The organism is Bacillus sp. EB600 (genome assembly GCF_024494385.1).
Taxonomy (GTDB): Bacteria; Bacillota; Bacilli; order Bacillales; family Cytobacillaceae; genus JAEVLT01.
Genome location: NZ_JAEVLT010000002.1, coordinates 329182 through 349920 on the forward strand (window position 1 = coordinate 329182; position 20739 = coordinate 349920).

Here is a 20739-nt window from a genome sequence, read left to right on the forward strand (position 1 = left end):
CTTTCTTACACTGTGACTGCCTGCTGAAATATCGGATAGGCATCACAAATCGATTTAGTGGTTTCCTTTGCTTTTTCAAGCACTGCTTCGTCCCCTTTACTCTTCAGAACAGCCGCAATAACTTTTCCGATTTTCACCATTTCATCCTGCTTCATGCCGCGAGTCGTTAAAGCGGCTGTTCCCATCCGGATACCACTTGTAACAAACGGCTTTTCCGGGTCATATGGAATCGTATTTTTATTTACAGTAATGCCTGCTTCTTCTAATAATTTCTCTGCTACTTTTCCGGTTAAATTCCACGGACGTAAATCTAATAGAACGATATGATTATCTGTTCCACCAGAAACAAGGGCTGCACCTTCATTTTTTAATGTTTCGCCAAGTGTTGATGCATTTGCAATGACCTGTTTTGCATATTCCTTAAAGCTTGGCTGCAATGCTTCGTTGAAAGCAACCGCCTTAGCTGCAATGATATGCATAAGCGGGCCGCCTTGAATTCCCGGGAACACTGATTTATTAATCGCTTTACTGATTTCTTCATCATTGGTTAAAATAATGCCGCCGCGCGGGCCTCTTAACGTTTTATGCGTAGTGCTCGTGACAACATCTGCATATGGAACTGGCGATGGATGAAGTCCAGCTGCAACAAGCCCGGCAATATGTGCCATATCCACCATGAATTTTGCGCCAACTTGATCAGCAATTTGTCTGAAGCGAGCGAAATCAATCTTTCTAGGGTAAGCACTTGCCCCCGCAATAATCAATTTTGGTTTTTCCTTTTTGGCGATCGCTTCCAATTCTTCGTAGTCGATCATTTGAGTATCCTCTCTAACACCATAGGACACAACTTCAAACCATTTTCCAGAAACACTTACAGGGCTTCCGTGAGTTAAATGTCCACCTTGCGAAAGGTTCATCCCCATCACTTTATCACCAGGCTGGAGCAGAGCGAAAAATACAGCAAAGTTTGCTTGTGCACCTGAGTGTGGCTGAACATTGGCATATTTGGCGCCAAACAGCTGAGTGAGGCGGTCAATGGCTGTTTGTTCCGCCACATCAACAAATTCACATCCACCATAGTAGCGCTTCCCAGGGTAGCCTTCTGCATATTTATTCGTCATCACACTTCCCATTGCTTCTAGCACATCTTGGCTTACGAAGTTTTCAGATGCGATCAACTCCAAGGTTTGTAGCTGGCGATTTTGCTCTTTCTTAATTGCTTCAAAAATAGTTGAGTCATTTTGTTGTAATCCCATTCCTACTCCTCCTTGAAATATGGTTTAAACTACCCCTTGATGTGTTATAACGAAACACTGCTTTTTTGCACGCAAAAAAGGACAGTAGAAGGGTAGCTTTTAAAGCATTTTTCCCTTCTCTGTCCTTTTACCTGAGAGTTTAGTTCCGTTTAGAACCTTCCCCTTTGGTGGCATAACTTTATACGCGCTCTCCAGAGTTGCGTCCAGTTGTGGTTCCATCTACCTGAGAGATTTATTCCAAGGGTTTTTTTGGAACTTGCTCCTTCGGTGGCTTGTAAAAAAATTGCGCTCTCCCACAACCGTCATCCGCTCTATTCATTTGTTGTTTTCAGAATAATCGTTAATGGAATCAAAGTCAAGCTTTTTTAAGTTTTTTTTGAAAACGGTAACAATAGCGGCTATATCAGACATCTTCGCTTAATTTCCTGCTATCTTTTCCTGACTCACTTGCTCTTCCTGGCCTGCCTTCATATTCCGTATTTTATAAATGGCAATTAGCACAATAAACCAGACAGGAGTTACAAACAAAGCAACACGAGTATCTTCCGCAAGGCCAAGCACGACAAGAACGAAAGCTAAGAAAGCTAGGATCAGGTAATTCGAAAATGGATAAAGCGGCATTTTAAATTTGTTGACTTTTGCCAAATCCGGTCTTGTTTTCCGGTATTTTAAATGGCTGATGGCAGTAATGCCCCAAATAAAGATGAAACATACTGTAGAAATACTTGTAATGAGTGTAAATACTCCTTCAGGCATTATATAGTTTAAAATAACAGCAACAAGAATGACAGCACTTGAAAAGAATAACGCATTAGAAGGTACTTTACGTGTTGTAAGTTTGGTAAATGGTGCAGGTGCATTTTTATCTTTAGCAAGTGAGAATACCATCCGGCTTGTACTGAAGACGGCGCTGTTACATGCTGAAGCTGCGGATGTGAGCACAACAAAATTGACAATACCGGCAGCAGCTGCGATCCCAACCGCTACGAAGACTTGGACAAATGGACTTTTTGCCGGATTTATGGCATTCCATGGATAAATACTCATTATGACTAATAGCGCGCCAAGATAGAAAATAAAAACTCGAATTGGGATATTATTGATTGCTTTTGGGATAACTTTTTCCGGGTCTTTTGTTTCACCTGCAGTAAGTCCTACAAGTTCAATACCTGTAAACGCAAACACCACCATCTGGAATGAGAGAATAAACCCGCCTATGCCATTAGGAAATAAGCCGCCATGACTCCATAAGTTCGTGAAGCTAGATGGACCTGAATTGGTGGAAAAGCCTTTAATAATCATAAAAATACCAACGAAAATGAGTCCCAGGATCGCGATAACTTTAACTAATGCAAACCAAAATTCCATTTCACCAAAAAGTTTAACCGTTGTAAGGTTCATAATTAACAAAATAACAAGTGCAATTAATCCAGGCATCCACTGTGGTACATTAGGAAGCCAATATTGGGTATAGAGTCCAACTGCTGTTAAATCAGCCATAGCAATTGAAACCCAGCAGAACCAGTAGGTCCAGCCCGTGACAAATGCTGCCATATTACCTAAATAGTCTCTAACAAAGTCAACAAAAGAATGATAGTTCAAATTAGTTAAGAGCAGTTCGCCAAGTGCGCGCATGATTAAGAAACAGATTACCCCTGTAATCAGGTAAGCAAATAAAATCGAAGGTCCTGCCAAATGTATAGATTTTCCAGCACCAAGAAATAATCCTGTTCCAATTGCCCCACCAATAGCGATTAATTGTACGTGCCTGTTTTTTAGGCCTCTTTCCAATTTTTGTTCCTTCATATAATTCCCTCTCTCTACTAGTTTTGTATGCTCTATTTTGACTATTGTGAATATTCTAGAGGCAGGATCTATGTTGAATATTTGATAGTAAATCCAATAAAGACTTTACACGATTACTCAACCGGCAGAAAAAATTACTTGCATTCTGTAAAATATCAGGCTGTTTTTGAATTTACATTATTTGATTTAACTTTTTTCAGGAGTAACAAGACTAAAAATAACTGTTATGACAACATTTATCATTAAAGCAAGGGTGCCAGTATTTAAATCTTAAATGACTTACGGGAGCGATGGAAACAATGTTGCGATCCTGAGTAAGAGTAATATAGGCCACAGTGAGCACTCCGAAAATCATCTCTGTAACTGCACCTGCTTTTGTCACAAAGTTTTTTTTACGAATATAGAGATAATTCTGATGCAAAGGTTTCTACAAAAGTAACTTGTGGGTTTTGTCAAATTTTTTGCACTATTCCCGTAAATATTGCCTCATACTAATATCGTTTCTTTACTCGATTCCTACTCCTCCTTTTTTTTAATGCGCTAAATCCCCTCAGCATATTAAGGTCCATATAATAGAATTTGTTGATGATAACTGCTATATACATGGCTAAATGCTGTTGTTGAACTTAATAGCGCTAAATTTCAGGAATTATTTGTTTGCTACAACAAAAAAGGACAGAAGAAGGCAGTGTTTCTACCTTCTCTGTCCTTTTACCTGAAAGTTTGTCCCACAAAAAAGCGGATCCCCTTTGGTGGCATATAAAGAAATATGCACTCTCCAGAGCTACGTCATGTAATGGTTCCTTTTACCTGAGAGATTTATTCCAAGGATTTTATGGAATTTGCTCCTTCGGCGGCGACATTCGTCACTCTCTCCCAATACAATCAACCGTAAAATATTCAATTGTTCTTATGTAAAGAATATCTTACTGTAATCTAGAAAACCAGTAACATGTAAGATAATCTAACATACACTTTATGATTCCATTACCAGTGCGTTGGAATACATAACTACATCTTCCCTAATCATTCTCCAATTTAGATTGAATGCGCGTGGAGTAATGTTTTAAAATAGCATCCATTCATAACAAAGTTTGTATACTTTGAAAAGAATGAATTATTCAAATATTGAAAGCGGATTCATAAGTTGATATTCTCACATATTTACCCCATTGTCAATCAAATTATGAATAAAATTTAGAATTTTCTGTTTTAAAAAAATATTTGCTAACCATTATTTTCGACTACGAGGATCCAATACTTTGTAAAAAAAATTATATTGAAAAACCAATAAAGAATAGCGAAGATGCAGCTATTCTTTATTGGTTTTTCAGTAAGGCTAATCTTTTTATGCATTCCTCGATGACTTTATCCTTCATAATAAAGCTGTATTCAGGGCTGAATCGCAATTTTAGGATATCTCCATTCACAACAACCGGTCCATCAGTCTCCAGATAGTCGCCTTTTTCATTTAATTGCTCAACTCGTCCCCAAAACACTGCCTTTACAAAGGTTCCTTTGGGATCTGTTACCCGGTACTCGCCAATTTTCGTAAGTTCGCTTATTTGAGCACCTGTTTCTTCATAAACCTCACGGTAAGCTGCGTCCTCAAGCGATTCCCCTGCTTCCATTTTACCGCCCGGAAATTCCAATCCCCTCGTTTTATGATGTGTTAGAAGCCAATCATCTCCAAATAGGCAAATGACTAGAACATGCCTTGCTTCCTCTTGAAAGGCATGCTGGGAGAAGGATAACTCAACCCTGTTCCCCGCGATATCTAAAAAAGTTTTCATCTTAAATCACGCCTTCACGAATCTTTACTACTTTTATTATAGTCGATTTATAATAGAAAAAGAAAAAAGATCCCTATCTTTAAAAGATAAGGATGCTAAATTGATTAAACATTATTTTCAGGTATAATATTCATACTCTTGATGTGACTTTGAGCTTCTTCATCACCAAGCTTATATAACAATTCGTATACCTTTGCGATTGTTTGGTCATATGCATCATTTTCACGATCATAGTGATATTGAACGTATGGAACATGGGCGCGAAAGAAACTTTGCCATTCAGTTGCATAGTTTTGATCAAACAATTCACGGAGCTGAATGATTTCCTCATCAGATGCGTGAATTTTATAACTCCATGTCGAACTAGTAGCACTTTGAGAAATTTCCCCGGTACCTGGGTCTATATAATAAGTTTTTTTTGCGTGCTCCATCCTATCATCCCCTTTTACTTATTGCTTCCACAAAAAATAGATTTTATTCTTAAATCTTTTTTCTTCATTTTTGGATTGAATTATCATAAAATTAAGAAATAACAACTTCTATTCTAAAATCGCTCAGACACTACTTTCATCATTGCGTAAATCAAATTAGCATATTTTTAAACTTTTAAGGGAATTGAATAGAAAGAAATGAAAAAAATCATTCTAAACAGGAGAGGTGAACGAATTGAAATTAGTGGATGAACTATTTGATCTGTATCGAAATAAGCTGACAGGCGATGAAGAAGATATTGATATGCTCACTTTCGCTTTTCTTGAAGAAATGTCCCGTGAGGATTTATTAGGTATTATTCATGATATGGATGAACAAGAGTTAAATGATCTTGTCGGACTCTATTTAATTGAGAGCTTGAAGGTAAAATTTGCCCAAGAAGAATATGGTCAGCGTCGGGCCCATACTTATCATCCAAGAAACATACATTAACTATAATTTGTACATAGAGTGGAAGCTAATGAACTTAGCTTCCAATTTATCATGCCACAAGCTGTTAAAATCGCCAATTGGTCATTGACAGTAGCTACTAATAACATCCCTCCAACCATATTTTCCCCAGCACAATTAAATTAAAACCAGGATGTTTTCATGTTACAATAATAGAAAAAAAGGGGGGAAAGAATGTATACCATATTTATAGTCTGTATAGTCATTGTAATCGCCGTTTTACTTTTAAGTGTTTTGACAACTTCAAAGGCCTATTCCTATAAACATACAGTGGACCCATTAGAAAACAATCCATATGCAGACCAAGAAAAAGACCAAAATAACACTCAAGGGTAAAAAAATCCTATTCAAAAAATGAATAGGATTTCTTTTTAGGAAAATGGTGCTTCCACTTTTGGTTTTACGCAAAAATCTGCTTCAACTCTTCATTGCTGTGTTCCAGCCATGCGCGCATGATTTGCTTTGCCCCTTCTAAATCATGAAGCTTCGCTTGGCCGCATTGAACTTCATTTGCTGCAGGCACTTCGGTTAATTGTAGGGCATCCTTCATTGTAGCATCAAGTAAATCAATGATTTCTTCCACAGTCGGTTCCCCGCTGACGACAAGATAAAAGCCTGTTTGGCAACCCATTGGCGAGATATCGATAATATCAAAGTGTTCCTTTGTGTATTTACGGATCGTATAGGCCAACATATGCTCTAACGCATGGAGCGCAGCAGGTTCCATCGCTTGTTTATTTGGCTGACAAAATCGAACATCATATTTATTAACAATACCGTCAGTTCCGACCTTATGGACACCGCAATGTCTAACGTAAGGGGCTTTTACAGCATTATGATCTAATTCAAAGCTTTCGACAGATGGCATTATAAATCACTCCTCTTAACAAATCTATTTTCATCATACCTCAAATCGTTTGTTTTATCATCTTAATTAATCATTTTAGACGTTTATCTTCGTTTATGTTATGTTTTAACCAAGATCTAATAAGGAGAAAAATCATGCTTAAAAAAGGACTTATTGCATTTATTCATTTTTATCAAATCGTTATTTCACCATTAAAACCGCCCACCTGCCGGTTTTATCCAACATGCTCTCATTATGGATTAGAAGCTGTTCAGCGCTTTGGAGCATTAAAAGGCGGCTGGCTTACGATAAAACGAATTTTAAAATGCCATCCCTTCCATCCCGGTGGAGTCGATCCCGTACCGGACAAATGGCAAAAAAAAAAGGAGCACTAAGCTCCATACCCATCTACCACAACATCTAATTTTCCTGTTGCAGGGTCAATAACCAATCCGTGAACGGGAACACCGGATGGCATTAACGGGTGGTTTTTAATGACAGTAACACTATGCTCTACACTTTCAGAAACATTATCAAAGCCATGCAGCCATTTTTCAAAATCAATTCCAGAGTAACTAAGGGTTTCAAGTGTTTCCTCTGAAATGCCTCGTTCCTTCATACTTTCAATCATTTGATCTGATTTCAATGCGCTCATTCCACAATCATGGTGGCCGATAACGAATACTTCATCAGCCTTAAGTTCATAGACGGCAATAAGGATACTCCTCATTACGCTTCCAAATGGATGACTTACAAGAGCACCTGCGTTTTTTACTGTCTTTACGTCGCCATTGCTTAAATTCATCGATTTAGGCAACAGCTCAAGCAGCCTCGTGTCCATACAGGTTAGAATGACCATCCGCTTTTTAGGAAATTTGGTTGATTCGTATTTTTTATATTCTTGATTTTCAACAAACTGGTGATTATATTCAAGTATTTCGTTTAATAATGTCAAAGTTTTGGTCACACCCTTCCTCGTTCATTCATTTATTTTACACTTAAATTTGTAATTGCACAAAAATTTCAGTATTTCTTATTTAAAGCCTGTGCATTAAATTTGATCGTTGATTTCCACTCCGGTCAGCAATTTTAACATAGCCTATTTAAACACAAATGTCCGTTTTGTTACAAGTACTTTCTGAAGCCGTTTTTCATTGATTTCAAAGCCTATTCCAGGCCCTGCAGGAACATCTACCCAACCATCTTTCACGGTGACTTCAGGTAAAATAATATCCTGTTCCCAAAACCGACTGGATGCTGAGATATCACCGGGAATTGAGAACCCAGGCAATGATGCGAGCGCAATATTATGAGCCCGGGAAACCCCAAATTCAATCATGCCGCCGCACCAAACCGATATATTCCTTTCAAAGCAATAATCATGAATTCGGATCGCTTCACTAAGCCCCCCAACCCGGCCTATTTTAATGTTGATGATTTTACAACTGCCCAACTCAATCGCCTTACGCGCATCATCGAAGGTAACAATACTTTCATCCAAACAAACCGGCGTTTGAATTTCCTTTTGGAGAATAGCATGTTCAATAATATCATCATGGGCAAGCGGCTGTTCGATCATCAACAGCTCAAATTCATCCAATGCTTTCAAACGATCGATTTCTTTTAAGCTATAGGCCGAGTTCGCATCAGCCATTAGTGCAATATCCGGATAATCACGGCGAATATCCCGCAAAAATGTCATGTCCAGCTGAGGATTTATTTTTATTTTGAAGCGCTGATAACCATCCTCTAAATAGCTTTCAATTTGCTTAAGGGCATTTTCGGTCGAATCGGTCGCAACAACCACCCCAGCTGGGATTCGTTCTTGTGTCCCGCCAATCAATTTTGCGAGAGATTGTTTTTTCCTTTTTGCATACAAATCCCAAAGTGCAGTTTCAATAGCTGCCTTAGCCATATGATTGCGGCGTACCGAACTAAATAAAGTAGAAACCTCTTCAGGATGCTTGAGCGGATTTTTTTCAAGTAATGGGATTAAAAATGAAGTTAACATATGTAAGCTTGTTTCAACTGTCTCCTCTGTGTACCAAGGGGAAGAAAAAGCAACCCCCTCGCCAAACCCAGAAACACCATCCTCATCCCTCACCTCAACAATAATTCCCTCACGGTCTGTAACCGCACCTAAATGAGTAAGAAATGGAGATTTTAACGGCATCCTGATGACGTAAAGATGAATGGCTGATAGTTTCATTATTCTCCCCTGCTCTCACCAATAAGGTCACAAAGCTTGCGGCGCAGAAGCTTTTTCGCTGCGTTCCTTGGCAGTCCTTCGACGAAATAGATTTGTTTTGGCATTTTATATTTAGCTATGTGCTCTAAGCAAAATTGGCGCAGCTCGTCATCAGAGCATTCGGGGCACCCTGATTTTAGGACAACAAATGCAATTGGAACCTGTCCCCATTTGTCACTGGCAATGCCCGTAACTCCAGCATCAGCAACACAAGGATGGGCCAATAAAGCTGACTCGATCTCGGCAGGGTAGATATTTTCCCCTCCTGATATAATCAAATCTGCACGCCGGTCCATTACATATAAAAAGCCTTCTTTGTCCAAATAACCTATATCCCCTGTATAAAGCCAGCCATTCCGGATTTTTTCTGTAGTCGCTTCCGATCGGTATAAATAGCCTGATGTTACGTTGGGTCCTTTTACAACAATCTCACCTGCTTCGTTTGCACTTGCAATACTGCCGTCCTCACGCTCTATTCTAATTTGTGAAGGAAACAGCGGTTTCCCGGCAGATCCCAATTTGCTTAGACTATACTCCGGTGAAAGCGTAATAATCTGTGAGGATGTCTCCGTCATTCCGTAAGTTTGAAAAACAGGAATTTCGTTTTCTACGCACGATTCCAAGAGCGGCAGCGGTGCAGGACCTCCCCCTAACAGCATGCAGCGAAAATAGGAAGGTAGACGATCGGTTCCAAGAAATTCAACAATTCTTGAAAGAGTCGTTCCAACAACAGACATGATCGTTACTTTTTTACTGCGGATGTCCTTAATTGTTTTTTGCGCATCAAAGCTTTCATGTAAAACAATTGGCATCCCATAAATAACGCCTTTCATTACGATTGAAAAACCGCTTATATGAAATAATGGGACGGTACAAAGCCAGCAGTCACCATCGGTGTATCCTAGATTTAACATCGACCCAACCGCGCTCCACCAATGGTTTCCAAAAGTCTGGATCACCCCTTTCGGATTTCCGGTTGTACCTGATGTGTACATAATCGTACAAATATCAGCTAAGCCAACCTCTTCTTGGATAATTGGCTCCGAGACTGGTGCGGCAAACAACTCTTCCTTTGTAATGCTTCGCATCGATGGTACTTTTTCTGCAAAAGCAGAGTCGATAATCAAACAAACAGCCCTAGAATCAATTATCTGCCAAGCTAATTCGGCGGGTGATAACCGATTATTAAGGAAAACTGCTCTGATGCCCAGTAATTGAAAAGCAAACAAGATGACAACCGTTTCTAAATGGTTTGTTAGTAAAACGCCGGCAAAGTCCCCCTTAGCGAGTCCAAAGGTCTGAAGCTGTCCTGCAGTCTTGATAGCGTACTCATAAAGCTGTTTAAATGTTATTGTTTCTTCTTGAAAATAAATCGCTGTTCGATCTGGTGTTAGGAACGCTCTTTTTTTCAAAAAGTTAGGCATCATTTCATTTTGCATATAAACTAAATCACCTTCTTATTTAGAAAAGCGCAAGTGCCCGTTTAGCAACGTATGGAATGGAGCGCACCGTATGAGATAAAGGAAACACGAAGAGCGTTAGCGACTCGATGTTGACTTATCGTAAGGAGGTGAGCGAAGTACACTAGTCGCTGGGCACTGGAGCTAGACAATTCATTGGGCGCTGGCCGACTAAAAGCGCCGCCGTCCTGGCGGCAACGTCGGCACTAGCACATCCTGTGCGTCGAAGCTAGACAGTTATCAAATTTCAAAGTTATCTATATGATACTATAAAAACAGCCTGATGGAAAAAACCATCAAGCTGTTTTGAAATATTCCATCAAGGGAACCTAGGGAATTGTCCGAAGTCCGGCTTCCGCTTTTCTTTAAAGGAATCGCGCCCTTCCTTCGCTTCATCGGTTGTATAATAAAGCAATGTAGCATCGCCTGCTAACTGCTGAATTCCGGCTAAACCATCGGAATCCGCATTAAAGGCTGCTTTAAGGAACCGTAGTGCAGTTGGGCTCTTGTCGAGCATTTCCTCACACCATTTAATTGTTTCCTCTTCCACTTTGTCTAATGGAACGACTGTATTTACTAAGCCCATATCTAATGCTTCCTGTGCATTATACTGACGGCATAAATACCAAATTTCACGAGCCTTCTTGTGACCAACAATTCTCGCTAGATAGCCTGAACCATAGCCAGCATCAAAGCTGCCCACCTTAGGTCCAGTTTGTCCAAAAATAGCATTATCAGCAGCGATCGTTAGATCACAAACAATGTGAAGAACATGCCCTCCGCCGATTGCATAGCCTTTAACCATGGCAACTACTGGTTTTGGTATCACTCGGATTAAACGCTGCAGGTCAAGAACATTTAAGCGTGGAATTTGGTCCTCGCCCACATAACCGCCATGGCCGCGTACCTTTTGGTCACCGCCCGAGCAGAACGCCTTATCCCCTGCGCCAGTTAAAATAATCACACCAACATCAGAGTCATCACGAGCATAAGCAAATGCATCAATCATTTCCATAACGGTTTTTGGAGTAAACGCATTATGTACATGGGGGCGATTAATCGTAATTTTCGCAATCCCATTATAGGTTTCATAAATAATTTCATCATATTTACGTCCTGGTACCCATTCTACTGTCAAAATGAAATCCTCCTTTATTATGTATTTAGCAAAAACTCACTTACTATTGTACCAAACTTTTCTAGTTCTTCCACATGAATTGCATGGCCGCTGTTTTCAATGACCATCCATGTACTATTTTTTAAGCCTTTTTGCATTTTTTCAGCAATCCTGCAAAACTTTTCATCTTTCTCTCCCGTTAGTAAAAGAACCTCGTTCTTTAGCTGGGGCAGTTTTGCCCACCATGAAGGCTGCGCACCTGTCCCCATTCCAAGCAAACTGTTTGCTAAGCCCGGGGGAGACTGGGACAACCGCTGCCGCCGAATGGCATTCTTTATCTGTTGAGGCTGATTTTCCATCGTTGAAAACAGAGGGACTTTTTCCCAATAGTCAACAAACGGCTCTATACCCTTTTCCTTAATAAAATGGGCAAGTTCTCCATCTTTCATACAACGTTCTTCTCTTTCAGCCTCTGTCAACAAACCTGGTGAAGAACTTTCTAAAATCAACTTACGGAGCTTATCCGGAAAAAGAATAGCGAAGGTTAGGGCAAGTCTGCCCCCCATCGAGTAACCAAGCAAATCAACTTTTTCGACGCCAAGTTTAGTAAGGATGTCGTTTAAATCCTTGGCAGCAGCCTCAATTTTATAACGGATTAGCTGCTCAGGTGCTTCCGTGCTCCCATGACCAATAATATCAGGGATGATCAAGCTGGAATGCTTCCCCCAATCCTTACAAAAGCCTGTCCATGTTGAGGAATCTCCTGTAAATCCATGAAGCAGCAGCAGAGGGAAGCCTTCACCACAAGTCTCTACATGGTAGCTAACTTCATCAATATCGATCTCCATCACTGTTCACCCTTGACAAACTTTGATATTTCCTGGGAAACCAGATTCCACATTTGACGATGTTCTTCTGTATTTCTGTCTCTCTTTGTCACAATCTCGATTACGTTTAAACCTTGAGGTGTTTTTGAAGCCTCCATCATGGCCTCCACATGAGCCCAATCCTTTACACGTGTGAAATTTCCATTATACATATGAACGACATACTCAAAATCAAGGTCTAAAGGTGTTCCAAACAGGAGTTCAAAATGCTTTGGATGCTCTGCCTGCGAAAGAAACGAGAAAATCCCGCCGCCATTATTGTTAATAATAATGATTGTAATATCAATATTATAGAGTTTGGCCGCCAACAAACCATTTAAATCATGATAAAACGTCAGGTCGCCTAGTACAAGATAAAGTGGCTGTGAACAGACAGTTGCCGCTCCTAATGCAGTAGAGATTGTTCCATCAATCCCATTTGCCCCTCTGTTAGCCAAAACACGAATCGATTTATCGTTATTATGAAAGAAACTGTCCAAATCACGAATCGGCATACTGTTTCCGACAAACAGGTTTGCTCCTTCAGGAAGCATTTCCGCCAATTGAGAGAATAAACGTCCTTCACTTAGTTCGATCGTATCCTTACTAAATGTCATATTATCCTTTGATAAGCGATTGATAGAAAGCCATTTATCAAGAAAATGCTGATTATCATGTGTTTTAAGCAGTGCGAAAAGCTCTTGACAAAATTTTGATTCATTGCAATAAATCATGTCAGTTGACAGTGCAGCAGGATCGCGCCATCCTCCGCCTCCATCGACGACGAATTGTACGGCTTGATGGTTTTCCTTTAAGAAGTTTGTCAGCGCTTTAGAAATAGGCATTGCTCCAAAGCGTAAAATAATCGTTGGCTTTAAATACTCTTTTACCTCTCCATTCCGCAAAAAAGTATCATACGCATCAATGATCGTTTCGCTTGAATGCTTACCGCTTCTCAGCTGTGATAGTGGGTCCGCCAAAATAGGGAAATTTAATCGGGCAGAAAGCTGGGTTACAGCTGCAGCAAACTTCTCATCTTCGATTTGACCGCAAACAATGATCCCTTTTTCGTGCTTATCTATTATTCCGGCAATTTCTTTGATTTCAGCTTGATCAATGGTTAAATCCCCATTATGAACAGTAACGTAACGGTTTGGCCGTTCTGTTAACTGAAAAAGATTATCATCGTCTAATTTAGGAATGAGCGGTTCCCGGAACGGAAAATTTAAATGGACAGGACCTGATGGTGCTTGAAGGGCGGTTGCGGCTGCCCTGCCGCATACACTTCTTACATAGCGAATCATTTCATCGCTTTTCTCAGGCAGGGCCATTTCGACAAACCATTTAACGTGATGGCCATATAAACGAATTTGATCAATAGTCTGTGGTGCACCAACATCCCGTAGCTCATGGGGTCTGTCTGCCGTAATCACAAGTAACGGAATTCGTGACAAATTGGCCTCTACAACAGCCGCAAAGTAGTTTGCTGCCGCCGTGCCAGATGTGCAAAGGATCGCAACAGGCTTACCAGAAGCTTTGGCGATTCCAAGCCCGAAAAAGGCGGCGGATCTTTCATCCACTAGGATATGGATGTTCAGCTCCTGATGTTCTGCCATCACCATTGCCATCGGAGTGGACCGAGAACCAGGGCTGACTACAACCTCGGTAACACCTATTTGAACTAATTCTGCCACAAAGGCAGCTGTATAAGCGGTTAAAGATTCTTGATGGTTCATGTCACTTTCCTCCAAGCGCAGTTAGCATCGGTCTAAATTTTAAGCTAGTTTCCAAGAATTCACTTTCCGAATCCGAATCGGCAACGATCCCACAGCCTGCGAACAGTGAGGCCTCATTTCCCTGAATCAACCCGGAGCGGATGGAAACAGCAAATTCTCCGTTTCCTTGATAATCCATCCAGCCAAGCGGGGCAGCATAAAAACCTCGGTCCAATTCCTCTACCTGTCTAATTTTTTCAATTGCCTCTTTCTTCGGAAGTCCGCCAAGTGCCGGTGTCGGATGAAGCCTTTCAACTAACATCAATAAGGAAGCATCTTCTTTGCATTTACCAATAACGGGTGTATATAGATGCTGAATATCTCTTATTTTCATCAATTGCGGCTTATCTGGCAGAATGATATCCTCACAGGATTCTTCTAGCGCTTCTTTAATCATTTCGACAACAAATTGATGCTCCATTCGATTTTTACGATCTGCCAATAATTGCTCACCTAGAATTTCGTCTTCCTCTTTTGTTTTCCCTCTTGGAATCGAACCAGCCAAACAGGTTGAAAAAACATTCCCTCCTTGTTTTTTCACAAGCCGCTCTGGTGAAGCCCCAATAAAGCAGTCCCCATGGGATTCAAATGCAAAAATAAAGCTGTCATGCTGCTCTTTATATAAGCGGCTTAAGCCTGTCTCACTTGGTATACAATGATCAAATCGCAGCCTCAGTTCACGGGCAAGGACGACCTTTTTTAATGCCCCGGCTTTTAAGTCCTTGACTACTTCATCAACCGTTTCCTTCCACCTTTGCGGGGAAATAACCATTGTATCAACAATTTTGGCAGGCTCTAAATCCAAGCCTTGGGTAGCTAAGCTTAACATCTCCTGCATCTCTTTTACTGCCAGTTGAAATAAACTGAGATCATCATGATTTGTACAGACTATGTTTGTGGTAATAAAGGTTTGTCCTTTAATGATACTCAGCATAAACTTTGGAACATAAAATTGTGCATCAGAGAATTTGCTCCAAAGCTCTGTCTTTTGCTTTAATGGATCAAAGGAAAATCCGCCAAACAACAGCGGCCCGATTCCATTTTCCGTAAAAGGGTTATGGGTTATGCTTTCTGCTAAAAAATCCTGCCACACTTTTTCAACATGAAAAAAGCGGTCAGTAGCCTGATCCGATTGTATTTGTTTCGCTATTCCCATTCCAACAAGAACGATTTCATCTGCTGGGTCCTTCCAGAAAAATCGTTCACCTAAATAATGATCACTGCCACTCTGAAAAAAAAGCAGTGGATCTATTGAATCAACTTTATTTACAACACTTACTAAAATCGGCCGAGCAAGCCTTCTTGCGCGTGCTAAAGCTGCCATTGCCTTTTCCTTAACGTCCGTTTCTTGAATGGTAACCAAAAAAAATCCCTCCAAAACAGCCAAAGTGACTGTTATCCATTCATTTTAAGCCTATTTTAAGATACTACTCCGATAAGAGCGGTGTCAATAATACATATTACAATAAGCCTAGTTCGTTCCTTATTATATATTAATAACACAAGTTTTGGCAGAATTGAGCTTTATTTTTCCACTAATCAACTGTTAAGGATAATCTTCCAATTTCAGTAGTGAAAAAGTCATTGACACTGTTCGGCTAATTCCATAAACTTAATTTTGGATGAAAATCTTTATTACCTTACAAACAGTTTCTCTATAACTTATAGATATTATTTTTAAAGGGAGAGATCAAATATGCAGCCACAATTACCTTCAAGCTCTAAATCAGGCTTGGAATCGAACCGTGGTTTTCAAGTTTGGTGGCAAATGACACGTCCCCATACACTAACAGCATCCTTTGTGCCAGTACTGCTTGGTTCAGCACTTGCCCTTAGATATGAAAAATTTCACCTTGGCCTTTTTATTGCAATGCTGCTAGCTAGTTTATTCATTCAAATTGCAACCAATTTGTTTAATGAATACTATGATTTTAAAAATGGCCTCGATAATGAAAATTCTGTCGGGATTGGCGGAACGATTGTTCGGGATGGCGTCAAGCCGAAAACGGTACTGAACCTCGCCTTAGGCTTGTACGGTATATCCTTGTTACTTGGAGTCTATATCTGTATGAATAGCAGCTGGTGGTTAGCTCTAGTCGGGCTTGTTTGTATGGCGGCTGGTTATCTATATACAGGCGGCCCGCTTCCAATCTCAAGCACTCCTTTTGGTGAACTTCTTTCCGGATTTTTCATGGGATTTCTGATAATCTTAATCTCATTCTTTATCCAAACCGGAACAATTGACCAGACAAGCGTCCTTGTATCAATACCAATTATGCTCCTTGTGGGCGGCATCAACTTATCAAACAATATTCGTGACCGTGAAGGCGATAAAGAGAGTGGCCGAAAGACACTTCCAATCCTATTAGGAAAAAAGAAAGCTGTTTATTTACTGGCATTCATTTTCATCGTTTCCTATCTATGGGTTTTAACACTTATTATTACTGGTGTTGCTCCCGTTTGGATTGCACTTGTTGTTCTAAGCACTCCAAAAGCCATCCAAGCAATTAACGGATTTATTCATAATAACCTGCCGATTCAAATGGCGCCGGCCATGAAAGCAACAGCCCAAACCAACACATTCTTCGGTTTTTTGCTGGCTGTCGGGTTGTTTATTGGCCATTTTTTCTCCTAATTAATTCTATCCTTTCTTATATTGTGATAATAGCTTCTGCCTTTTTGGCAGAAGCTATTTTTTTTAATAAGCAATTCCTATTTATTCAGCGCCAAGAAAAATGTTGAATTTTCGTCAATTTTGTAAAAGTTTGAATGATTTCGCTTGTACACAATTGACAGTATTAATATAATAAAGGAAGTTAATGAAAATTTTTCCATAAAAGGAGGATGGTACCTTGCAAACAGAACAAATACATAGACCTAGGAAGAAAAAATGGATAGTCATAGGAATCATTGCGTTAATCGTTATCATTGCTGCTATTAATATTACCGTCATCCACAGTAAAAAGAATAACAGTACAGGAGATTTGAAGTTTGCCAGTGTAACAGAAAAAGAATTAAGCAACACAAAGTTAGTTGCAGGACAAGTGGTACCTGTCAATATGGAAACATTTTATCCAGATCCGGCGAAAGGAAAAGTAAAAGAACTTTTTATTAAGGAAGGTCAGGAAATAGAGAAAGGACAGAAACTCTTTTCGTACGACAATCCTGAGCTTTCTATTCAATTACGGCAGCTGGAAATCGATAAAAAGTCAGCAAAAATGCGTTCTGACCAAGGAAATGCGAAAATTACTTCTATCAAAAGTGAGATTCAAAAGGCGAAGGATGCAAAATCCCCAAAAGAGGTAATAGATCCGTTAGAAGCACAGCTGGATGATTTACAATTCCAACAAAAAACAACAAATCTAGAGATTGAAAAAAATAAACTTCAAGAAGAAGATCTGCAGAATAAACAAAAGGATCTAATCATATATAGCAGTCTTGGAGGTATTGTCAAAAAAGTAAATAATGATATGAGCCAAAGTACTGCACAGACTGCCGGAGCACAAACGAATCCGGTTGTTCAAATTGCTTCAAAAGATCCGTTCATTATCCAGGGAACATTAACAGAATTACAAAAATCACAAATTCAGCTGAACCAGCCCATCACAGTTACGGCAAAGGCTGTTTCGAACAAAACATGGAAAGGGAAAATCACAGAGATTAGTGAGTATCCTACAACAGATGAAACTGGGCAAAGCCTTGCAGCATCTGTAGGACAACAAACGCAAAATATTTCTTACTACAATTTCAAAGCTGTCCTTGACGAGCAAGACGGATTATCCCCTGGGTACCATGTTTCGATCCAGATGGATCTATCGACGAAGAAAATGCTTGTCGTGCCCAGCAGCAGTATCAGCTCAAAAGGCGATTCCCGATTTGTCTATGTTGTGAAGAAAAACAAGCTATACAAGCAAACGATCACAACGGGTATTGGAGATGGCAATTCAACCGAAGTGCTGACAGGTTTGAAAGTTGGTGAAAAAGTAGTGAAGGATCCTTCCGCGAATGTTTCCGACGGATTGGAAGTGAAGATAAAATGATCAGCTTACAACACATCGACAAAACATACAAACAAGGATTGCTTGAAGTTCCCGTCCTACATGATATTAATCTTGAGATTGAAAATGGTGAATTTGCTTCAATCATGGGCCCCTCTGGTTCCGGAAAGTCAACACTGATGAACATTATCGGTCTTTTAGACCGTCAAACAATGGGGGAGTACATGTTAAATGAAGTAAATGTTTTGAAATCAGATGGAGCACAGCTCGCTCTGCTTCGGAATAAATACATCGGTTTTGTCTTTCAGCATTTTCACCTGCTGCCAAGATTAACTGCTTTGGGAAATGTCGAATTACCGCTTGTATACGGCGGTGTCCGCAAGAAAGAGCGTCGGGACCGAGCCTTTGATGCACTTGCTAAAGTCGGTTTAGCGGATCGTGTTAACCACTTGCCTAATCAGCTTTCAGGAGGTCAAAAGCAACGGGTGGCCATCGCACGTTCAATTGTAAACGATCCAACTTTTGTATTAGCTGACGAACCAACGGGTGCTCTCGACTCCAAGTCAGGGGAACAGGTTATGAAGATTTTCACCCAATTGAATCAAGAAGGAACAACGATTATTGTTGTTACCCATGAGGATGATGTTGCCTCCTATACCTCCCGCCGCATTTTTCTTAAGGATGGTCAAATTATCCATGATAAGGGGGGGAAAACAAGTGAGTTTATTGGAAAGCATTAAAATTGCCCTTTCCTCCATTTTGGCACATAAGCTTCGTTCAACGCTAACCATGCTGGGAATCATTATTGGGGTCGGATCGATAATAACCGTCGTCGCCATTGGGCAGGGCGGTGAAGCAGCATTGAAATCGCAATTTGCCGGTGCAGGAAACAATACAATTCAAATTAACTTTACCCCAGATGATGAAGACCCGTTTGCGATGCCTTTTGATCAAGCCCCAACATTTTCACAGGAAAGTTTACTTCAGCTTAGAAATATCCCTGAAATATCACACGTTATCACAACGAACAGCTCTATGGAAAGCATAGCTGTCAACGAAAAAAGCAGCAGTGCTCAAATCTACGGGATTGATGCGGAATACTTTGCTGTTAATACTGTAGATTTGGTCAAGGGGAGAAAGCTAACCGAGAATGATTTTGCTCAGTCCAACAGCTTTATTATGGTGAATGAGAAGGCTGCCACGGATTTTTTTAAAGATAGTAATCCAGTTGGACAAATTATCGAACTAAAAGGACAGCCGTTTCAGGTAATCGGTGTGTACAAAGCACAGGATGGTATCTTCGGATTCGGTCTTCCAGAGATGTTGATGCCCTTATCGATCTGGCCTGTTTTATTTGGAACAGATAATATCCAATCTGTTACGCTGCAAGCAAAGGATGTAAGCAAGCTTGAACTAGCTGGAAAAAAGGCTGCCAATCTGCTTAATGATACAAAGCCCCCTGATTTGAAAGGTAAATATGAAGTCTTTAACCTAGAAGAAATTAAAAATAGCATTTCTAAAGTCACAAACATTATGACGATGATTATTGGCGGGATTGCTGGTATCTCTTTACTTGTCGGTGGTATCGGGGTCATGAATATCATGCTTGTATCAGTTACAGAGCGAACGAGAGAAATCGGAATCCGCAAAGCACTTGGTGCGACAAGAGGCAAGATTTTGCTGCAATTCCTAATTGAAGCGGTGATGCTTACCCTTTTAGGAGGGATAATCGGGATCGGTTTAGGGGTAGGCGGAGCATATATCGTCTCACACTTTGCCAAGTGGCCGCCACTTGTATCCGTTCAAGTAGTCATTGGCGGGGTATTGTTCTCGATGTCACTGGGAATTATTTTTGGTCTCATTCCGGCTAACAAGGCGGCAAAGCTCGACCCAATTGAAGCATTAAGATACGAATAATAATAGGAGTGATATTGAATGGAAACAAATGTTAAGTTTGAAAAAGCACAAGTTAAAAAGCCGTCATTATTTGGGATGATCCCTTCCCCAGGTATTCAATTTGAAAGAATGAAGGAAAGCTCACCAATTGGATTGCCAATTGTGCTGATGATCTTGTTAATGGCGATTGGAGGAGCGCTTGTCGCCTTCTTAAGTTTAAACAATCCCATCATTAAAAATATAAATGCAACACCAGAAATGAAAATACCAGTTGGGTTTACCGTAGGAATGGGTGCACTTGGTGCTGGTTTAGGAGGAACGATTTCTTTTTTTATCATTGCAGCCTTCTATAAACTTTGTATGATCTTTATAGGAAACGATACACCATACAAAAAGCTGCTGAGTATCACGATATACTCTAGTATCATTTCCGCAATTGGCTTACTTGTAAATGGATTAATAGGAATCATCCTTGGAGGGTACGAGACAACTTATACAAGCTTGGCTCCATTGGTTGGGGATAATAAGATGCTTCAAGCCATGGCAGGACGATTTGATATTTTTTCAATCTGGTACTATGTTGTGATCGCAATCGGGCTGCAAATTGTTGCAGGCTTAAGCAAAAACAAGGCCATTGTCCTAGTTGTCATCCTATTTTTGATCGGCCTCGGCTTCAGTTCATTAAGCGGCTTATTCCCGCAGCTAGGGAGTTAACAGGTTTGTCAGCAGGCCTTC

Annotated in this window: 20 protein-coding genes and 2 riboswitches; of the genes, 8 read left to right on the forward strand and 12 right to left on the reverse strand. The window is 40.2% G+C overall.

Going from position 1 to position 20739, the window contains the following annotated elements; genetic code table 11:
- Nucleotides 1–5: 5 nt before the first annotated feature.
- The 4 genes from glyA to JN080_RS04295 all read right to left on the reverse strand — a co-directional run bounded on the left by glyA (nucleotide 6) and on the right by JN080_RS04295 (nucleotide 5286).
- A complete protein-coding gene (glyA, locus tag JN080_RS04280; protein WP_256234672.1) occupies nucleotides 6–1256 on the reverse strand; it encodes a serine hydroxymethyltransferase in 1251 nt (416 codons plus the stop codon).
- Nucleotides 1257–1365: 109 nt separating this feature from the next.
- Nucleotides 1366–1461, reverse strand: a riboswitch (glycine riboswitch).
- Between the two features lie 212 nt (nucleotides 1462–1673).
- Nucleotides 1674–3062 carry an amino acid permease gene (locus JN080_RS04285; protein WP_256234673.1) on the reverse strand — a complete coding sequence of 463 codons (1389 nt, stop codon included), beginning with the start codon at nucleotides 3060–3062 and terminating at the stop codon, nucleotides 1674–1676.
- A gap of 787 nt (nucleotides 3063–3849) precedes the next feature.
- Nucleotides 3850–3951, reverse strand: a riboswitch (glycine riboswitch).
- A gap of 430 nt (nucleotides 3952–4381) precedes the next feature.
- A complete protein-coding gene (gene ytkD, locus JN080_RS04290) occupies nucleotides 4382–4855 on the reverse strand; it encodes an RNA deprotection pyrophosphohydrolase (protein WP_256234674.1) in 474 nt (157 codons plus the stop codon).
- Nucleotides 4856–4959: 104 nt separating this feature from the next.
- Nucleotides 4960–5286 (reverse strand): hydrolase, encoded by a 327-nt coding sequence (locus JN080_RS04295; RefSeq protein ID WP_256234675.1) that lies wholly within the window; start codon nucleotides 5284–5286, stop codon nucleotides 4960–4962.
- Nucleotides 5287–5521: 235 nt separating this feature from the next.
- On the opposite strand from JN080_RS04295, the gene JN080_RS04300 reads away from it, so the two are divergent.
- Both JN080_RS04300 and ytzI read left to right on the forward strand, forming a co-directional pair.
- Entirely contained in the window at nucleotides 5522–5779 is a 258-nt protein-coding gene (locus JN080_RS04300; protein ID WP_256234676.1) for a DUF6154 family protein, read from the forward strand.
- Nucleotides 5780–5971: 192 nt separating this feature from the next.
- Nucleotides 5972–6133, forward strand: a complete 162-nt coding sequence (ytzI, locus tag JN080_RS04305; RefSeq protein ID WP_256234677.1) for a YtzI protein — start codon at nucleotides 5972–5974, stop codon at nucleotides 6131–6133.
- 64 nt (nucleotides 6134–6197) lie between these two features.
- On the opposite strand, the gene JN080_RS04310 is transcribed toward ytzI, so the two are convergent.
- Nucleotides 6198–6665, reverse strand: a complete 468-nt coding sequence (locus JN080_RS04310) for an S-ribosylhomocysteine lyase (protein ID WP_256234679.1) — start codon at nucleotides 6663–6665, stop codon at nucleotides 6198–6200.
- 134 nt (nucleotides 6666–6799) lie between these two features.
- Between JN080_RS04310 and yidD the strand changes: the two genes are divergently transcribed.
- Nucleotides 6800–7039 (forward strand): membrane protein insertion efficiency factor YidD, encoded by a 240-nt coding sequence (gene yidD / locus JN080_RS04315; protein WP_256234680.1) that lies wholly within the window; start codon nucleotides 6800–6802, stop codon nucleotides 7037–7039.
- On the opposite strand, the gene JN080_RS04320 is transcribed toward yidD, so the two are convergent.
- The 7 genes from JN080_RS04320 to JN080_RS04350 form a co-directional block, all read right to left on the reverse strand.
- Nucleotides 7036–7599 (reverse strand): beta-class carbonic anhydrase, encoded by a 564-nt coding sequence (locus tag JN080_RS04320; RefSeq protein ID WP_256234707.1) that lies wholly within the window; start codon nucleotides 7597–7599, stop codon nucleotides 7036–7038. The two genes, yidD and JN080_RS04320, sit on opposite strands and share 4 nt — an antisense overlap.
- Before the next feature lie 144 nt (nucleotides 7600–7743).
- Nucleotides 7744–8853 carry an o-succinylbenzoate synthase gene (gene menC, locus JN080_RS04325; protein ID WP_256234681.1) on the reverse strand — a complete coding sequence of 370 codons (1110 nt, stop codon included), beginning with the start codon at nucleotides 8851–8853 and terminating at the stop codon, nucleotides 7744–7746.
- Entirely contained in the window at nucleotides 8853–10331 is a 1479-nt protein-coding gene (locus JN080_RS04330) for an o-succinylbenzoate--CoA ligase (protein ID WP_256234682.1), read from the reverse strand. The genes menC and JN080_RS04330 overlap by 1 nt, the downstream gene beginning before the upstream one ends.
- A 340-nt stretch (nucleotides 10332–10671) precedes the next feature.
- A complete protein-coding gene (menB, locus tag JN080_RS04335) occupies nucleotides 10672–11490 on the reverse strand; it encodes a 1,4-dihydroxy-2-naphthoyl-CoA synthase (protein WP_256234683.1) in 819 nt (272 codons plus the stop codon).
- 17 nt (nucleotides 11491–11507) lie between these two features.
- Nucleotides 11508–12317, reverse strand: coding sequence for a 2-succinyl-6-hydroxy-2,4-cyclohexadiene-1-carboxylate synthase (menH, locus tag JN080_RS04340; protein WP_256234684.1), 810 nt, complete (start codon nucleotides 12315–12317; stop codon nucleotides 11508–11510).
- Complete coding sequence (gene menD, locus JN080_RS04345; RefSeq protein ID WP_256234685.1) at nucleotides 12317–14071, reverse strand: 2-succinyl-5-enolpyruvyl-6-hydroxy-3-cyclohexene-1-carboxylic-acid synthase; 1755 nt, start codon at nucleotides 14069–14071, stop codon at nucleotides 12317–12319. The genes menH and menD overlap by 1 nt, the downstream gene beginning before the upstream one ends.
- A 1-nt stretch (nucleotide 14072) precedes the next feature.
- A complete protein-coding gene (locus tag JN080_RS04350; RefSeq protein ID WP_256234686.1) occupies nucleotides 14073–15473 on the reverse strand; it encodes an isochorismate synthase in 1401 nt (466 codons plus the stop codon).
- A 333-nt stretch (nucleotides 15474–15806) separates the two neighbouring features.
- Between JN080_RS04350 and JN080_RS04355 the strand changes: the two genes are divergently transcribed.
- The 5 genes from JN080_RS04355 (at nucleotide 15807) to yknW (ending at nucleotide 20718) form a co-directional block, all read left to right on the forward strand.
- Nucleotides 15807–16745 (forward strand): 1,4-dihydroxy-2-naphthoate polyprenyltransferase, encoded by a 939-nt coding sequence (locus JN080_RS04355; RefSeq protein WP_256234687.1) that lies wholly within the window; start codon nucleotides 15807–15809, stop codon nucleotides 16743–16745.
- A 217-nt stretch (nucleotides 16746–16962) separates the two neighbouring features.
- Nucleotides 16963–18150 (forward strand): efflux RND transporter periplasmic adaptor subunit, encoded by a 1188-nt coding sequence (locus JN080_RS04360; RefSeq protein WP_256234688.1) that lies wholly within the window; start codon nucleotides 16963–16965, stop codon nucleotides 18148–18150.
- Entirely contained in the window at nucleotides 18147–18848 is a 702-nt protein-coding gene (locus JN080_RS04365; protein WP_256234689.1) for an ABC transporter ATP-binding protein, read from the forward strand. Before JN080_RS04360 ends, JN080_RS04365 begins: the two co-directional genes overlap by 4 nt.
- Nucleotides 18826–20025, forward strand: coding sequence for an ABC transporter permease (locus JN080_RS04370; RefSeq protein ID WP_256234690.1), 1200 nt, complete (start codon nucleotides 18826–18828; stop codon nucleotides 20023–20025). Before JN080_RS04365 ends, JN080_RS04370 begins: the two co-directional genes overlap by 23 nt.
- 18 nt (nucleotides 20026–20043) lie before the next feature.
- Entirely contained in the window at nucleotides 20044–20718 is a 675-nt protein-coding gene (gene yknW, locus JN080_RS04375) for a YknW family membrane protein (protein WP_256234691.1), read from the forward strand.
- Nucleotides 20719–20739 lie beyond the last annotated feature (21 nt).

Coding starts and splice junctions, on each gene's coding strand:
- glyA (WP_256234672.1), bottom strand. CDS start 1,256: ATGGGATTACAACAAAATGACTCAACTATTTTTGAAGCAATTAAGAAA.
- JN080_RS04285 (WP_256234673.1), bottom strand. CDS start 3,062: ATGAAGGAACAAAAATTGGAAAGAGGCCTAAAAAACAGGCACGTACAA.
- ytkD (WP_256234674.1), bottom strand. CDS start 4,855: ATGAAAACTTTTTTAGATATCGCGGGGAACAGGGTTGAGTTATCCTTC.
- JN080_RS04295 (WP_256234675.1), bottom strand. CDS start 5,286: ATGGAGCACGCAAAAAAAACTTATTATATAGACCCAGGTACCGGGGAA.
- ytzI (WP_256234677.1), top strand. CDS start 5,972: ATGTATACCATATTTATAGTCTGTATAGTCATTGTAATCGCCGTTTTA.
- JN080_RS04310 (WP_256234679.1), bottom strand. CDS start 6,665: ATGCCATCTGTCGAAAGCTTTGAATTAGATCATAATGCTGTAAAAGCC.
- yidD (WP_256234680.1), top strand. CDS start 6,800: ATGCTTAAAAAAGGACTTATTGCATTTATTCATTTTTATCAAATCGTT.
- menC (WP_256234681.1), bottom strand. CDS start 8,853: ATGAAACTATCAGCCATTCATCTTTACGTCATCAGGATGCCGTTAAAA.
- JN080_RS04330 (WP_256234682.1), bottom strand. CDS start 10,331: ATGCAAAATGAAATGATGCCTAACTTTTTGAAAAAAAGAGCGTTCCTA.
- menH (WP_256234684.1), bottom strand. CDS start 12,317: ATGGAGATCGATATTGATGAAGTTAGCTACCATGTAGAGACTTGTGGT.
- menD (WP_256234685.1), bottom strand. CDS start 14,071: ATGAACCATCAAGAATCTTTAACCGCTTATACAGCTGCCTTTGTGGCA.
- JN080_RS04355 (WP_256234687.1), top strand. CDS start 15,807: ATGCAGCCACAATTACCTTCAAGCTCTAAATCAGGCTTGGAATCGAAC.
- JN080_RS04365 (WP_256234689.1), top strand. CDS start 18,147: ATGATCAGCTTACAACACATCGACAAAACATACAAACAAGGATTGCTT.
- yknW (WP_256234691.1), top strand. CDS start 20,044: ATGGAAACAAATGTTAAGTTTGAAAAAGCACAAGTTAAAAAGCCGTCA.